The 14,987-nt window shown below is 67.5% G+C and carries 12 protein-coding genes; 6 read left to right on the plus strand and 6 right to left on the minus strand.

Annotated features, from left to right (window positions below):
* Positions 1 to 41: 41 nt before the first annotated feature.
* Together MST3598_RS18350 and MST3598_RS03135 are read left to right on the plus strand one after the other, a co-directional pair.
* The gene (locus tag MST3598_RS18350; RefSeq protein ID WP_157749850.1) at positions 42 to 2,819 is read left to right on the plus strand and encodes a NosD domain-containing protein; all 2,778 of its coding nucleotides are present in this window, start codon (positions 42 to 44) and stop codon (positions 2,817 to 2,819) included.
* A 10-nt stretch (positions 2,820 to 2,829) separates the two neighbouring features.
* The gene (locus MST3598_RS03135; protein ID WP_021198741.1) at positions 2,830 to 4,140 is read left to right on the plus strand and encodes a hypothetical protein; all 1,311 of its coding nucleotides are present in this window, start codon (positions 2,830 to 2,832) and stop codon (positions 4,138 to 4,140) included.
* A gap of 45 nt (positions 4,141 to 4,185) precedes the next feature.
* Here MST3598_RS03135 and MST3598_RS03140 read toward each other — a convergent pair whose 3' ends face one another.
* The 3 genes from MST3598_RS03140 to MST3598_RS03150 are packed head-to-tail and all read right to left on the minus strand — an operon-like array spanning position 4,186 to position 8,070.
* A complete protein-coding gene (locus MST3598_RS03140; RefSeq protein WP_029259644.1) occupies positions 4,186 to 5,322 on the minus strand; it encodes a glycosyltransferase in 1,137 nt (378 codons plus the stop codon).
* A complete protein-coding gene (locus MST3598_RS03145; protein ID WP_029259645.1) occupies positions 5,319 to 6,539 on the minus strand; it encodes a glycosyltransferase in 1,221 nt (406 codons plus the stop codon). The genes MST3598_RS03140 and MST3598_RS03145 overlap by 4 nt, the downstream gene beginning before the upstream one ends.
* 4 nt (positions 6,540 to 6,543) lie before the next feature.
* A complete protein-coding gene (locus MST3598_RS03150) occupies positions 6,544 to 8,070 on the minus strand; it encodes a sugar transferase (protein ID WP_029259646.1) in 1,527 nt (508 codons plus the stop codon).
* 351 nt (positions 8,071 to 8,421) lie between these two features.
* On the opposite strand from MST3598_RS03150, the gene MST3598_RS03155 reads away from it, so the two are divergent.
* The 4 genes from MST3598_RS03155 (at position 8,422) to MST3598_RS03170 (ending at position 12,382) form a co-directional block, all read left to right on the plus strand.
* Positions 8,422 to 9,579, plus strand: coding sequence for a low temperature requirement protein A (locus tag MST3598_RS03155; protein WP_036271679.1), 1,158 nt, complete (start codon positions 8,422 to 8,424; stop codon positions 9,577 to 9,579).
* 79 nt (positions 9,580 to 9,658) lie between these two features.
* Positions 9,659 to 10,618, plus strand: a complete 960-nt coding sequence (locus MST3598_RS03160) for an intradiol ring-cleavage dioxygenase (RefSeq protein ID WP_029259648.1) — start codon at positions 9,659 to 9,661, stop codon at positions 10,616 to 10,618.
* 202 nt (positions 10,619 to 10,820) lie between these two features.
* Positions 10,821 to 11,105 (plus strand): hypothetical protein, encoded by a 285-nt coding sequence (locus MST3598_RS03165; RefSeq protein ID WP_136053555.1) that lies wholly within the window; start codon positions 10,821 to 10,823, stop codon positions 11,103 to 11,105.
* A 158-nt stretch (positions 11,106 to 11,263) separates the two neighbouring features.
* The gene (locus tag MST3598_RS03170; RefSeq protein WP_331280348.1) at positions 11,264 to 12,382 is read left to right on the plus strand and encodes a fatty acid desaturase family protein; all 1,119 of its coding nucleotides are present in this window, start codon (positions 11,264 to 11,266) and stop codon (positions 12,380 to 12,382) included.
* A gap of 86 nt (positions 12,383 to 12,468) precedes the next feature.
* Here the strand turns inward: MST3598_RS03170 and MST3598_RS03175 are convergent, their stop codons facing one another.
* The 3 genes from MST3598_RS03175 to MST3598_RS03185 all read right to left on the minus strand — a co-directional run bounded on the left by MST3598_RS03175 (position 12,469) and on the right by MST3598_RS03185 (position 14,975).
* Positions 12,469 to 13,872 carry a DivIVA domain-containing protein gene (locus MST3598_RS03175; RefSeq protein ID WP_029259651.1) on the minus strand — a complete coding sequence of 468 codons (1,404 nt, stop codon included), beginning with the start codon at positions 13,870 to 13,872 and terminating at the stop codon, positions 12,469 to 12,471.
* Positions 13,873 to 14,092: 220 nt separating this feature from the next.
* Positions 14,093 to 14,617, minus strand: coding sequence for a hypothetical protein (locus MST3598_RS03180; protein ID WP_231494462.1), 525 nt, complete (start codon positions 14,615 to 14,617; stop codon positions 14,093 to 14,095).
* A gap of 52 nt (positions 14,618 to 14,669) precedes the next feature.
* Positions 14,670 to 14,975: a DUF7882 family protein gene (locus MST3598_RS03185; protein ID WP_021198731.1), complete on the minus strand. Its 306-nt coding sequence runs from the start codon at positions 14,973 to 14,975 to the stop codon at positions 14,670 to 14,672.
* Between the last annotated feature and the right edge of the window lie 12 nt (positions 14,976 to 14,987).

A 14,987-nucleotide genomic window follows, 5' to 3' on the forward strand; every position in this document is an offset into this window, starting at 1 on the left:
TGCGGGGTGATCATGAATCTGCCCCAGAAGACGGTGACATCGTGTCCACTCCGTTCCTCGATCTCGCATCACGCGAGTCCGCGACTCCGCCTCGGCGACGCTCTCGAAAGCTCCTCGCAGGTGCACTGACGGCCACCCTTGCGCTCGCTGCCGCGCTGACAACCGTTCCGTCGTCGGCATTGGCCGACGACGCCGTGACTCTCGCACAGTCCCAGGCATCGGCGGACACCCCGGTCATCGACGATGACATGGATCGCGCCGTCGGCTCCGGATGGGGCTCGTCGCCCGAGGGGCCCTGGCGCGTCGTGGAGGGAACGGCGAGCGTGACAGGCGCGCAGGCCCTGCTCGCGAGCCGTAAGCCCGGAATCACCGCCCGAGCGACCGTCGACGGTGTCGCCGCGACCGACGTGGACAGCCGCTTCTCGCTGACCGTCCCCGAGCTTCCGGTGGGAGGGCCGCTCTACCTCTCCCAGGCTGTCCGCGTGTCCGGTGCCGACTCCTATGGGGTGCGTGTGCGCGTGCATCCCGACGGCTCTGCCTATGTGTCGATCGTGCGTCTCACGGACCTCATGCGCGTGCAGCACCTCAGCGAGCGCAGACTCCCGCTCACGGTGACGGGCGACACCACGCTGACCGTGGCGCTCAGCGTCACCGGCACGAGCCCGGTGGAGTTGGGCGCCAAGGCCTGGGAATCGGGCGCTGCGGAGCCGACTGACTGGCAGGTGACGTACTCCGACGATTCGGCTGACCGGATCCAGGCGGCGGGTGGCTACGCCTTCTCGCTCTACACGTCTTCGGGTGCTCGGACCGCCGTTCCGGTCGGAATCGACGACGTCTCAGTCACCACTCCCACCACGGTGCCGGAACCTTCCACCGAGCCCACGCCTGCGCCGGAGCCGACGCCTGCGCCGGAGCCGACGCCTGCGCCGGAGCCCACGCCTGCGCCGGAGCCCACGCCTGCGCCGGAGCCCACGCCTGCGCCGGAGCCGACGCCATCCCCGTCGCCCGAGCCGACGGCCTCGCCGACTCCGGCTCCTACGCCGAGTCCGACGCCGACGCCGACTCCGACGCCGACGCCGACTCCGACTCCGACACCGGTGCCCGAGCCCGAGCCGGTGCCGCCGGGAACGCCGGAGGGCGTGCGCGGGACTCCCGGTGCCCATGCGCCCGGAACGCTCGCCTACGACGCCCCGGCGACGGCGGTCTATGTCTCTCCCTCGGGAGTCGACGGAGCCTCGGGAACCAAGAACTCGCCCGTCAAGACGGTCGCTGCCGCGCTGCGCGTCGTTCCGAACGGAGGGACGATCGTCCTGCGCGGCGGTTCCTACCACGAGGAGATCGTGGTGCCCGCGCAGAAGCGGGTCACGATCCAACCGGCACCGAACGAGTCGGTCTGGCTCGACGGTGCGAAGCCGGTCACGGGGTGGAAGGCCTCGGGACGCACATGGGTCGTCGAGGGCTGGAACACGGCTCTCGACGCCAGTCCGACCTACACCAAGGGGGCGCCGGACAACACTCAGGCCGAGTGGCGCTTCGTCGATCCGGCCCACCCGATGGCCGCACACCCCGACCAGGTCTGGGTCGCCGGGGTGCAGCTGCGGGAGGTGGCCTCTGCATCGCAGGTCTCGGACGGCACCTTCTTCGTCGATGATGCGGCCAAGCGCCTGGTGATCGGAACGAACCCCACGGGCGCATCCGTCGAGGCGAGCGTGCTCACGCAGGCTCTGTCGATCCGCTCGGCAGGCAGCGAGGTGCGTGGAATCGGCGTGCGCCGCTACGCCACCAGCGTTCCGCAGATGGGCACCGTGATCGCGGCAGCCCCGAACGTCGCGCTCACCGACGTGACCATCCGCGACAACTCGACGACGGGCTTCTACTCGTGGGCCCCCGGGACGACGCTGACCCGCGTGTCGTTGATCGGGAACGGCCTGCTCGGAGGAGGGGCTTCGCAGGCGGATGGGCTCAGAGTGACCCAGATGCTCTCGGTGGGCAACAACATGGAGCACTTCAACGATTCCCCGGTCTCCGGCGCCTTCAAGGTCACGCGGACTCGCGGGGTGACGGTGACGGACAGCGCATTCACCGGCAACGACGGACGAGGACCGTGGTTCGACGAATCGGTGCTCGACATCGCGTTCACAGGCAACGACGTGATCGGCAACACCGGCCACGGCGTCATGGTCGAACTGTCGGAGCGGGCCGTGGTGGCCGACAATGTCATCGCCCGAAACGGCGAGTTCGGGCTGTTCGTGCTCAATTCCGGCAATGTGAAGATCTGGAACAACACCTTCGTCGGCAACGGCAACCGGAACATCAGCATCGGGATGGATGCCCGACGCGCGTCCGACCCGAACACGCCTGGCCACGACCCGCGCACACGGTACGCGCCGCAGGCCTCCTGGATCGTGCGCAACGTCGTGATGTCGAACAACGTCATGGCAGAGAGCGCCGGAAACTGCCTGGTCTGCGTGCAGGACTTCTCCATGCAGTACACCGGGTCCCAGATGGTGTCGAGCGTCAACGGGAACCTCTACCAGCGCACATCGCCGGGGACGCCCCGATGGTTCTCCGCGTGGTCGAAGGGATCGGTCTCCAGGGACCCCGCCGTGAGCGATACGCTCGCCGGGTTCACGGCCACGACGGGTCAGGACCGTCGTTCGCAGTTCATCGAGGGTGCTCCGGTCGTCGATGGCTCCTTCGCGCTGCTTCCGCCGTTCGCCGCCGCCCAGGGCTCAGTTGCCGTCCCGGTGCCGTCTGATATCGCCTCAGTATCACGACTCCCCGGCAGCAGCACGACGCTGGGGGCCCTGCCCCGGTGACGATGTAAGCATGGGCTCTCTTCTCGCCGTCGGCGCGCGTGCGCTGACGATGGTCATCGCGCTGGTCTGTGGCGTCCTCACGACCCGGATGATCATCGGTGGTGCCGGCGTCGACAGCTTCGCCCTGTACACGCTGCTGACGACGATCCCCTCTCTGCTCACGTTCACCGACCTCGGCAGCGGGGCGGTTCTGGTCAACGCGGTCGCGACGAGCGAGAACGTGCGTACGGACGAGAAGCTGCGATATCAGCTCACATCGGTCGGCCGCGTTCTGCTGATGTTCGCGGCGACGGCGATGGCGATCAACACGATCCTCGTGCTCACCGGAGCCTGGGAGCTGGTGTTCGGCGAAGCAGGCGGTCGCCCCGGCGCTTCGCTGGCCGCGTTCTACTGCGTCACCATCTTCTGCCTCGGCATCCCCCTCGGGGTCTGGGCGCGGATCATGCTGGGGCAGCGCCGCAACCACATCGTCATCCTCCTCCAGGGCCTGATCTCACCCCTGACCATGACCGGTGTCTGGCTGATGCTGACGTTCGGCGGTGAGAACCTTCACTCCTTCGTCGCCATCGCCTCTTTCGCGGCCTCCTTCATCGTCTCGCTGCTCGGCATCCTCATCACGGCGCGCACGACGTCCCCCCTGATTCCCGCGGCTGCGCGGATGGTCCTGCGCCCTCGGCGGTATCCGGGAGTCCGGGTGATGGACGTGGGGTGGCCGATGCTGGCGCAGATGGTGACCTATCCCATCGCCGTGGGTTCCCAGCGGTACGTGATCGCCCAGCTCGGCGGTCCCACCGATGTGGCGGAGTACGGAGTGGCGGGACAGGTCTTCTTCGCGCTCAACGGACTGGTGATGGCGGGTGGACTCGCGCTCTGGCCCCATTTCGCGAAGAGTCGCCACGACGGCGATCTCCGGCGCGGACCGTTCCTGCTGTCGGTCCTGTTCGCGTCCGCCATCGCCGTCGCGACCGTGATGGTGTGGCTCGTCGGTCCGTGGCTGTTCGGCTTCATCACGCAGGGTGAGCTCACCGTGCGGCCGAGCACGATCTTCGCGTTCGGTCTGATGATCATGATGACCGCGGCGGTGTACCCCCTGGGCATGTTCATCATGGACAAGCCGGGAATCCGCTTCCAGGTGATCCCCACGCTGAGCATGGCCGCCGTCGGCATCACGCTCTCGTTCGTGCTGACCCCGGTGCTGGGGATCGCGGGACCGTTGATCGGCGTCGCCTTCGCGCTCGTCGTCTGCCAGCTGATCCCGTTCTCGATCTACATCGTCCGGAACAAGAAGCGGCTGACGGTCGGAGATCTCGACCCGGTGTAGTCCGATCCGGGCGGATCGACGCCGGAGACAGTGTGTCGGCGGCCGTCAGCTCAGGACGTGCGCTGTGATGCTCGAGCGATAGACAGCGGGAGCGTGTCGACGGAGTGCCTCTGCGCGGCTGTCCGCGACGCTCGAGACCATCTCGTCCCAGCGGGTGTCGATATCGGTCAGGGCCGTTGCGATGGAGTCGGGATCGCCCGCGGTGACGAGCTGCGCAGTGCCGTAACCGCCTGCTGCTTCCCGAAGACCGCTGCTGTCGCTGGCGATCACGGGGCGCAGGGCGAGGATCCCCTCGACGGCGGTGTTCCCGAAGGGCTCGTCGATCCGCGAGGGGACGAGGAGCACATCGGTCTTCTCCAGGAACGGCCAGATGTCGGTGTGGAACCCGGCGAAGTCGACGGAGACCCCGGCATCGGCTGCCTGTGCCCGCAACTCGGCCTCGAACCACTCGTAGCCTTCGAAGACCGCGCCGAGAAGGGTCACGTCCACAGCGCGTCCGGCGGCGTGCAGTCGGGAAGCCGCCTCGATCACGAGATCGGGCCCCTTGCGAGGGGAGAGACGTCCGATGTAGAGCACACGGAGCGGCCCGTCGGTGTGGGGGCGGGGCGATACCGGATGCGGGGGAGAGGCGACGCCGTTGTAGACGACGTGTGAGCGCCGGGCGAGGGCGGGCAGCGCGGCGTGGATCGTGTCCAGACTGAATCGGCTGTTCACCAGGGTGCGGTGGGAGGCCAGGTGTGGGGAGTAGAGGATGCCGTTGACGAGCCGGTTTCCCGAAGCCTCGGCCTCATGGACGTGGCTCACCGTTCGGATGCCCCGCAGTCGGGCGATCAGCGGCCATTCGGGGATGATGATCGTCGACACGTAGACGACGTCCGGGCGTAGGCGTCCGAGCAGGCGCCACGCGGCACCGAGGCCACGGAAGGTGTCACGGAAGAGTTTGGGCAGCCCTCGGGGCGTCAGGAGGACTTTGCGCAGCACGAGCATCGGGACGATGACGACCTCGACCCCGGCAGCACGCAGTTCCTTCACGAGGAGCCCGGAGCTCGGAAGGGCGACGACGACGCGCGCCCCGGACTCGACCAGGCCGATCGCGCTCTCCAGGAGCATGCGGTCGGAACCGAACAGCTCGGCACCCGGATGCACGAGCAGGACGGTGCGCTGCCCTCCGTTGCCGCTCATGAGCCGTCCGCTCCGGCGTCCGCTCCGGCGTCCGCCGCGGCGGGAGCGGGGGCCCAGTCCGTCTGTCGGCGACGTGCTCGTCGCGCCGATGGGTGGATGGTCGCACGCTCGGCGATCCGATGCGCGAGCGTTTCGTACTCGTCCGCGACGTCGTCCCAGCGGAACCGGGTGCGGGCGATCTCCCGCACCGCCGTGCCCCGTGCCGCGGCGAACGCCGGATCGGCCTCGGCCGCCACGACGTGCGCAGCGACATCGGCGGCGTCGGCGAAGAACCACCCGTTGCCGTCGAGTACTTCGCGGTTGAAGGGAACGTCGAAGCCGATCACGGCGGTCCCGGCCCCCATGGCCCGAAGGAGCGAGGGATTGGTCCCGCCCACGGAATGTCCGTGTACGTAGGTGAGCGCATTCGCGTACAGTGCGTCGAGCAGTTCCTGGTCGTACACGCCACCGACGAGGCGGATCCGTTCGTCGCCATCGGCCACGCGCTGTATCTCCTGGGTGTATCCCGCGCTGTACGGCGCGGAGCCCACGACCACGAGAGGGAGCTTCGCGTCGCTGTCGCGGTAGCCCTCCACGATCTCCAGCACGTGATTCTCCGGCTCGAACCGCGCCACGACGAGGTGATAGCCCTTCGTGCTGAGCCCCATCTCGGCCACGCTGCGTTCGGGAAGCTCGTCGAGGATGGGGGCGCCGTAGCGGATGAGTTCGGTGGGCACATCGAACTGGTGCCGGTAATAGTCGGCGATCCCCGGCGCATCGGCGATCAGAGCGTCTGCCGTGCGTACCCCGAACTGCTCGGCCCAGCGGTAGTAGGCCTTGCCTCGTGGCCCCCATTTGGAGCGTCGCCATTCGAGACCGTCCATGTGCAGCGCGACCGGTGCACGACGCAGCCGGAAGAGGGGCAGGAACGGCGAGTTGGCCGCGTTGAAGACGAACGTCGCGTCGGGACGCCGGCGGAACACGAGGTGCAACGCCGACAGCCCGGTGTGGCTCAGCGTCTCGATCTGCTTCACGGGGACGGCAGGAAGATGCACGACCCTCATGCCGAGGTACTCCTTCTCACGCCGCTCGGAGCCGCGGGTGTACACGACGACATCGTGTCCGCGGTCCGCGAGTCGGCGTCCGACCTCTTCGATGGCGGTTTCGAAACCGCCGTAGGCCGCGGGCACTCCTCGGGTCCCCACCATCGCGATGGTGAGGCGGTTCGAATTGCTCATCCGATCAGTATGCCCCGCTGGGCTGCACCATGACCTTGGCGGTACGCCACATGATCTGCAGGTCGTTCATCACGGACCAGTTCTCGACGTACCGCAGGTCGAGGCGGACGCTCTCATCCCAGGAGAGGTCGCTTCGCCCGGAGACCTGCCACAGACCGGTGATGCCGGGCTTGATGTAGAGGCGCCGGAAGACGGTGCCGTCGTAGTCGGTGACCTCGCTGGGCAGCGGCGGGCGCGGCCCGACCACACTCATGTCGCCGATGAGGACGTTCCAGAACTGCGGCAGCTCATCGAGAGAGAGTTTGCGCAGAACCTTGCCGACGCGGGTGACGCGCGGGTCGTCCTTCATCTTGAAGAGGAGCCCGGCGCCCTGGTTCTGTTCCTTGAGGGCGGCGAGCTGCTTCTCGGCATCCGTCTTCATCGATCGGAACTTGACCATCTTGAAGCGGCGACCGTCACGGCCGACGCGCTCCTGGAAGAAGAAGACCGGACCGGGGGAGTCCAGTTTGATGAGCACGGCGAGCACGGGAGCCAGCAGACCGATCGGGATCAGCGCCAGCGTCGCCACGGCGACGTCCAGTGCACGCTTCAGGAGGTGCTGGCCGCCTTCGTAGGTGGGGATCTGCACCTGGATCAGTGGCAGGCCCTCCACCGGGGCGAAGGAGATGCGGGGACCCGCCACATCGGTGAGTCGGCTGGACAGCACGAGCTCGGCAGCGGTCCCTTCGAGCTGCCAGCTCAGCTGCTTGACGAACTCGGGCTCACCCTCGGGGCGGCTCGCCACGATGATCGTGTCTGCACCGACTTCGGCCGCGACCGACGACACGGAGTTCACGTTCCCCAGAACCGGGAACCTCGTGTCGTCGATCACGATGTCGCGCGCGTTGCCGTCGAGCAGCGTCGCGCCGACCACCTTGTAGCCGGATGCGCCGATCGGGTGCAGCGTCCGGACCACATACTCCACGTCGTCCCTGTTGCCGACGACGAGAGTGCGGGAGGCGAACCTCCCCTGGGAGCGCTGCTTCTGCAGCCAGTGGCGCCACAGCCACCTGGTCACCAGAAGAGTCAGCACACCGACGGGCAGCCCCAGCAGCAGCGTCAGTTGCATCGACTTCCATGCGAGCAGGACCGCCACGATGGCGATGATCCCGAAGGCGAGTCCCGAGGCGTGCACGACGCCCCGATACTCGGTGGCACTAGCGCGGAACAACGCGGCGTCCCGCGTGTGCATCGCGCTGAGCATGAGGTACCACAGCGCGGCGAGCGGAATGCCGTCGCGCATGACCTCGAGCCCGGAGACGCCGGAGGCCAGCTGGACCGCTGCCGTCAGACCGAGCGCGAACAGGATGACAGCTGCATCCGTCGTCCGCAGACGCATCCGATAGCGACGCTCCCACTGACGGCGTCTTTCCAGAGTCGCCGAAGCACGCGGTGTGACCACCGTGCGCGTCACCGACTTGGCAGCTCGCGGAGCCGCGACCGGCACGAAGCCCGTCCGAGCGATGCTCAGAGCATCCTCGACGGAAGTCATGCCGAGGCCTCGTGAGCCGTGAATGTACGCAAAAATCCCCAGTGCGACATGTGTTTCCCCAGTTTCCCCAGACCATGAACCCCACGTTCACGGCATTCGTCTGCGTCCCGACCCCTCGGGTCCTGCTGAAACTCTCCGTGATTCCCACATCACGGAGTGCGTTCTCACCGTCCCACACGGTGAGCGCTGACAGCAGGCACTGCAGACCTGATCCACTGTAGCGGAACATCGTCGCCACGGGAAGGTAATTCTGGTGAATGGACGAACGGAGGGGGCGAGGAGCGCCTGGTCGGGGGCTATCCTGTCGCGGTGACCGCGAACACCGACACTCCACGCTTCCAGCTCCGAACGATGCTGCCGCGCGACCCTTCTCAGCCGCATCGGACCGCGAGCCCGCTCGAGCTCTTCTTCGATCTGGTCTTCGTCGTAGCGGTGAGCATCGCCTCCGCACAGCTGCACCATGCCCTCAGCGAAGGGGATTTCCTGCACGGGGTCACCTCCTACGCGATGCTGTTCTTCGCGATCTGGTGGGCCTGGATGAACTTCACCTGGTTCGCCACGTCGTTCGACACCGATGACTGGCTCTATCGCGTCACGACGTTCGTGCAGATGGGAGGAGTCCTCGTCTTCGCCGCCGGCATCCCCGCGGCGTTCAACGAGAGCGACTTCACCATCCCGGTACTCGGATATGTCGTGATGCGCGTGGCGATGGTGGCGCAATGGCTGCGAGCGTCACGATCGGCCGGTGAACTGCGTTCGGCGACGCGCCGGTACGCGTTCGGCATCGCCGCGGTCCAGGTGCTGTGGATCCTGTTCCTCCTGATCCCGGCGGGACCGCTGCAGTTCGCCGCCTTCGTGGTCTTCGCCCTGATCGAGATCAGTATTCCGGTGTTCGCCGAATACCGGAGGCAGACGCCGTGGCATCCGCACCACATCACCGAGCGCTACGGGCTGTTCACGTTGATCGTGCTCGGTGAGAGCCTTCTCGCATCCGCGAACGCCATCATCGATGCGCTTCACGAGGTCGAGAGTCTCGGCCCGCTGATCGCGATCTCCGTCCTCACGCTCGTGGTCACGGCGTCGTTGTGGTGGATCTACTTCTGGCCCCCGCATCACCGTGCGATCACGAGCTTCGGCCGCTCGCTGCGCTACGGCTATACGCACTATTTCGTCTTCGCCGCCGCGGCGGCCTTCTCGGCCGGGATCGAGGTCGAGATCGACGTGCTGACCGGGAAGAGCCACCTGTCGAACCTCGCGGCCTCGTTCACGGTGACGATCCCGATCGCGATCTTCCTCGTGGGCATCTGGTGGATCGCGATCCGCCAGAACGCCGATCGCGTGGTGAACACGGTCGTTCCTCTCGGTGCCCTGCTGGTGCTGCTCGATCCGGTGCTGCCCATCCCCGTCACCCTCACCGCGCTCGTCCTTGTCGTCGTCGTGGTGGTGCTGGTGCTTCATCCTCCCGTGGAGTCCACGCGCATGGACCCCACGCGCATAGACAGGGCATAGCGCCGGCAGAGGGTTCTGATCGGAAGCTCCGCGACGCTGGGGGACACGCACCAGACGACCGTCGACGAGGAGACAGATCATGAGCATCCCGGAACCCACCCAGACCCCTGACGGTCCCGCCTACGAGGGGCGTCTGCTCGACCGTGTGGACGAGGAGGTGGTCGATCAGGGGGCAGCCTTCGACATCCGTACGCTGCTGAGCCGGCGCGGGGTGCTCGGACTCGCGGGGATCGGGCTCGGCGCCGTCGTCCTCGCGGCCTGCGCGCCGGCGGCATCGGGCGGATCGACGCGCGCCGCCACGCCGAGCGCGACCGCGGGGACTTCCAGCGGCGATGTCGCGGGCGTGGGTGAGATCCCCGACGAGACGGCGGGCCCCTACCCCGGCGACGGCTCGAACGGCCCCGACGTGCTGGAGGACGCGGGGATCGTCCGTCAGGACATCCGGTCGTCGATCGACGGCGGGGCGACGGCAGACGGCGTTCCGCTCACGTTCGAGTTGCAGGTGCTCGATCTCGCGAACGGGGGAGTGCCCTTCGCCGGAGTCGCGGTGTACGCGTGGCACTGCACGGCGCAGGGTGGGTACTCGATGTACTCCTCCGGCCTGGAGGACGTGACGTACCTGCGCGGCGTGCAGGTGGCGGATGCGGACGGCAGGGTCTCGTTCACCTCGGTGTTCCCGGGATGCTACTCGGGGCGCTGGCCCCACATCCACTTCGAGGTGTATCCCGACGTCGGGTCGATCACCGATTCGACCGCGGCCATCGCCACGTCGCAGCTGGCGCTCCCCGAGGCGGCATGCACGGATGTCTACGCCGAGGCCGCTTACGACGGATCCGCGAGGAACCTCGCGCAGATCACGTTGGCGAGCGACAACGTCTTCGGTGACGATTCCGCTGCGCTGCAGCTGGCCGCGGTCACCGGAAGCGTGCGGGATGGGTATGCGGCCACCCTCGTGGTGGGTGTCGACACCGCGACTGCTCCGGCGACGAGCGGAGGTCAGGGTGGTCCCGGCGGTGGGGGACAGCCGCCGTCGAACTGAGCAGCGAACGGCGATGAGAGGCCCGTGACATCGATCTGCTATGTTTATGGTGCAGCGTGTGTGCATCGCCCCTCTCGGCCGCCACGTCGCCACTGATCAGGGCCATTACGGACCGCGCACATCGATGCGTGCGGAATCCGCCCTCGGTCTCACATCTTGCGGAGCGCTCACGCGTGTCCGCCACACAGCAATGAGCATCACCATGAGCACCACCACCTTTCCCCCGTCCGACCCGTTGACCTGGAAGCAGGCCGACACCGATGTGCACGTCGCGACGCGCGACGGCGAGTTCGCCGGCTTCGTCGAGTTCGATGGCACCGCGCACCTCGTGCGTGACAACCACGGCGCCGAGCTCGGCGTCTTCGACACGCTCGACGACGCCTTCCGCGCGCTCGAAGACGCGAACCGGTCCGAGCGGCGCGGATCCGTCTTCCCGACGATCATGCCGCGCGCCTGGCGTCGCCGGACCCGCCGCGCTCGCGCCTGAGCGTGGCGGGAACCCCTGCACGCCCGCCCGTGACTGGGGGCTCGGCGAGAGGTTCCGATGTATTCCCTGACGCGTATAGAGCTAGGGCTACTGTGAGGTAAGCGTTGGGCAGCTGCCTTGGGCTTTCACAGCTCAAGGGCTCCGATCGTCAGGAGAAGATCATCTCCATCACACAGATCGAACCGACCGCGGCAACGCTGGGTCCGATTCGTCAGACGTATTCCGGTAACGCGGACTTCCCTCCCATGGCGAAGGCGTACAAGCAGGTTTCGCAGGTCGTCAAGGAGACCGGGCTGCTTCAGCGCACCCAGTGGTTCTACATCTTCGTGGCCACCGGTATCGCTGTGGCGCTCGGCGGCCTCATCACCGGCTTCATCCTGCTCGGTGACAGCTGGTTCCAGTTGCTCATCGCCGCGGGCCTCGGCATCGTCCTCACGCAGATCGCGTTCCTCGGCCACGAAGCCGCCCATCGTCAGATCCTCTCCACGGGGCCGGCGAACTTCAAGCTCGCCCGCATCGTGATCGCCAGCATCGGCATGAGCTACTCGTGGTGGGATTCGAAGCACACCAAGCACCACGGCAACCCGAACCAGGTCGGCAAGGACCCCGACATCGAGGTCGACACGATCTCGTTCCTCGAAGAAGACGCCGCGAAGGCGAAGGGCCTGATCAGGCTGATCACCCGCAAGCAGGGGTGGCTGTTCTTCCCGCTGCTGACGCTCGAGGGGCTGAACCTCCACTTCCTCGGGCTGAAGTACCTCACGACGACGAAGAACGTCAAGGGACGCTGGACCGAGCTCGGCATCATCGCGCTGCGGTTCGCCCTCATCCTCGTGCCCGTGTTCATGATGCTCCCGCTCGGAATGGCCTTCGCCTTCATGGGCGTGCAGTTCGCGGTGTTCGGCGTCTACATGGGCGCCGCGTTCGCGCCGAACCACAAGGGCATGCCGATCATCGAGCCCGGCGCCCGTCTCGACTTCTTCACCAAGCAGGTGCGCACCTCCCGCAACATCAGCGGCGGATGGTGGACGACCTGGCTCATGGGCGGGCTGAACTACCAGGTGGAGCACCACCTCTTCCCGAGCATGCCGCGACCGCACCTGGCGAAGGCGCGCGAGATCGTGCGCGACTACTGCGCGGCGAATGACGTGCCGTACACGGAGACCAGCCTCGGCCGCTCGTACATGATCGTGATCGAGTACCTGAACCGCGTCGGACTGTCTGCCGGCGCCGATCCCTTCGACTGCCCGGCAGTCGCACAGTTCGGCCGGGCATAGCCCCCGATCTCACCGGGCCCTGATCAGCCCGGGGACGACAGAGGCGCGAGCAGGAATTCCTGCTCGCGCCTCTGTCGTGTGTGCGTCTACTTGGAGGACTTCTTCTTGGTCTCCACCACGTCGATCGTGATCTTCTCGAGAGGGCGATCGTCGTCGAGCTCGTCTTCGAGCACCTCGTCACCGAGGAAGGTCTCCTCCGGCGTCTCGGCTGCGGCGACCTGGTCGGCGACCTCTGCAGGTGCTGCGGTGACGGGTGCATCCGCTCCGGTGAGCTCCGTCGGCAGTGCCTCGTCGGAGAAGATGCCGTCGGGGCGGATCAGCTCGCGCACCTCGGCCATGAAGCTCGACAGCTGCTGCTGCTGCCACCGCAGCTGACGGGTGCGGTCCTCTGCGTCGTGCAGTACCGCCGTGGTGTGGCCGGTGACCGAGTCGACGATCTTCTGCGCCTTCGCGCGAGCGCGCTCGAGGGTCTCGCGCGCACGGACCTGGGCTTCGGCCTCGATCGCCTGCGCCTGCGAGCGGGTCAGACGCTCGTAGTCCTCGGCGCGTGCCGAGATGCGCTGGGCATGCTCGAGCGATGCGGTGACCTGCTCGTTCGCGTCATTGGTGATGCGCTCGGCGTGTGCCACAGCCTGATTGTGCAGGACGAGGAACTCCTGCTGCGCGTCGTCTTGACGGCGGGTGAGGGTCTCCTCGAATTCCAGCACGCGCGCGTTCATGTCGCGGACGTCGCGCTCGGCGTCGGCACGCAGCTGGGTGGTCTCGCGCGTGACGAGGGAGCGCAGCGCGGCCGCGCCCTTCTCGGCTTCCGTGCGGATCGCCGTGGCCTCCTGCGCCGCCTGGTTCACCTTCTCCGCTGCGTGTGCGGCTTCGCGCTCGATGCGCGCTTCGTGTGCCGTGTACTCGGTGTCCATCTTCAGGCGCACCTGGTCGGCGTCGCGCTGCGCCTGGGCGGTGATCCGCTCGGCGTCGGCCTCGGCCTCGGCACGCTGCGCGGCCACCTCCTCACGGGCGGAGGTCATCAGGCGGTCGGCCTGCACCGCCGCGTTCTGGATGAGGACGTTCGCCTGTTCTTCGGCGACCCGCAGGATCGCCTCGAACTGCTGACGGGACGGTGCCTCTTCCCCGTCGGGCTGCGGGGCATCGACGAGCTCCGACGTCAGCGTCGCGACCTGCTGCTCGGCGTCCAACGCCTTGACCTTGGCGGCAGTCAGCTCACTTTCGAGGGCCTCACGGGCCTTGCGCTCCTCTTCACGCACGGCTTCGACGGCGTCCTCTTCACGGGCCTGCGCCTCGGCGACGTCGGCGGCAGCCTGCTTGAGCTGATTGCGAAGGGTCGCCAGCGCGGCGTCGACCTCTGCCTTGTCATAGCCGCGGAAGCCGACGGTGAAGGCGCCCTGCTGGTCGCGCGGGGTGGTCTCGATCAGCTGATCGAAGAAGTCCGGGGAGCGCTCGCCATCGCGGTCGGCGGTTCCGGGGGATTCGCTCATGGTTCTAGCCTTTCTGGCGTGGTCACACCGGGAGCGGCGGCTCCGTCCCGACAGTCGGGACCGTGTGGACCGGAGGAGGTCGTCAGGGCGCACGCCACCACCGTGACCCGGCGGAGCCCGGCGGGCAGGGCGCGCTCCCCAGCCTAGTTGCGTCGGCTGTGAGTTGCGCGCCCGTCTTCTGCTCCCGCGGACGGAGACGGAGATCGCGGTGCCGGGCAGGTCACGTGTCGAGCATCCAGCGCGCGTTCCGGTCGTCGAGAGGCTCGCCGCGTGTGTACCGGACAGGTGGTCCGTCGGCGACCGAGATCCCCTGGGCTCGTGCCGCGGACGCGATGCGCTCCCGCAGATCGACCCAGGGCTGCACCGTCTGCGGAAAACCGAAGTACTCACGGAACGTCTCGATCTGCAGCCGGGTGCCTTCGGCGACGGGGATGAGGCGCACGACGGTGTCGTCCGGCTCGACGAACCGGATGCCGTAGGCGCCGTCATCGCGGATGACGTACTCCCGCTCCTTCTCCACCATCGCCGACGCCACGATCTCGCGAGCTCGACCTTCGGGCGCCTGGATCACCAGCGTGGTGCCGAGCACGCCGAGGGCTGTGTCGAGCCGGTCCGAGGCGAACTGCTTCCCCGCTCTCGCACCGGCTTCGGAGGCACCCCGGCTGAAGCGTTTCCTCAGGAGCGGGCCGCCGACGATCAACGCGAGGATCGGCAGGCCGAGAAGGAGGTAGGGGGCGGGGTCCACGGGCACAGCGTATCCGGATGCGCGTGCGCTCCGGTGCGGTCGGGGAGCGACGTCAGACGGGGGTGACCAGGTGGTCGAGGACCAGCTCGCCCGAGGCGTTGAGGGCCTGCATCATCTCCGCGATCAGCCGGGGGTCGATGGGCGGCTGCTCCGCCGCGTCGTACCCGAACTGGAGTGGGATCGCCGGGTGGATCCAGACGGTGGCGCGCTTGTCGACGCCGTCGGTGACGGGTCGCCACGTCATCATGAAGCTCTCCTGGCGGCGGAGCTTCGTCGAGATGACGATCTTCAGGTGCGCCAGCGTCGCGTCCTCGATGAGGATCGGATCGGAAGTCCCGTCGTAGCGCAGTCTGCCCATGAGAGCACGCTA

The sequence above is a fragment of the Microbacterium sp. TPU 3598 genome (genome assembly GCF_002356155.1).
GTDB lineage: Bacteria > Actinomycetota > Actinomycetes > Actinomycetales > Microbacteriaceae > Microbacterium > Microbacterium maritypicum_A.

What these genes read in the sequence shown, in the direction of transcription:
- MST3598_RS03135 (WP_021198741.1), top strand. Translation starts at nt 2,830, where the DNA reads ATGGGCTCTCTTCTCGCCGTCGGCGCGCGTGCGCTGACGATGGTCATC.
- MST3598_RS03175 (WP_029259651.1), bottom strand. Translation starts at nt 13,872, where the DNA reads ATGAGCGAATCCCCCGGAACCGCCGACCGCGATGGCGAGCGCTCCCCG.
- MST3598_RS03150 (WP_029259646.1), bottom strand. Translation starts at nt 8,070, where the DNA reads ATGACTTCCGTCGAGGATGCTCTGAGCATCGCTCGGACGGGCTTCGTG.
- MST3598_RS03160 (WP_029259648.1), top strand. Translation starts at nt 9,659, where the DNA reads ATGAGCATCCCGGAACCCACCCAGACCCCTGACGGTCCCGCCTACGAG.
- MST3598_RS03185 (WP_021198731.1), bottom strand. Translation starts at nt 14,975, where the DNA reads ATGGGCAGACTGCGCTACGACGGGACTTCCGATCCGATCCTCATCGAG.
- MST3598_RS03165 (WP_136053555.1), top strand. Translation starts at nt 10,821, where the DNA reads ATGAGCACCACCACCTTTCCCCCGTCCGACCCGTTGACCTGGAAGCAG.
- MST3598_RS03155 (WP_036271679.1), top strand. Translation starts at nt 8,422, where the DNA reads ATGCTGCCGCGCGACCCTTCTCAGCCGCATCGGACCGCGAGCCCGCTC.
- MST3598_RS03140 (WP_029259644.1), bottom strand. Translation starts at nt 5,322, where the DNA reads ATGAGCGGCAACGGAGGGCAGCGCACCGTCCTGCTCGTGCATCCGGGT.
- MST3598_RS03145 (WP_029259645.1), bottom strand. Translation starts at nt 6,539, where the DNA reads ATGAGCAATTCGAACCGCCTCACCATCGCGATGGTGGGGACCCGAGGA.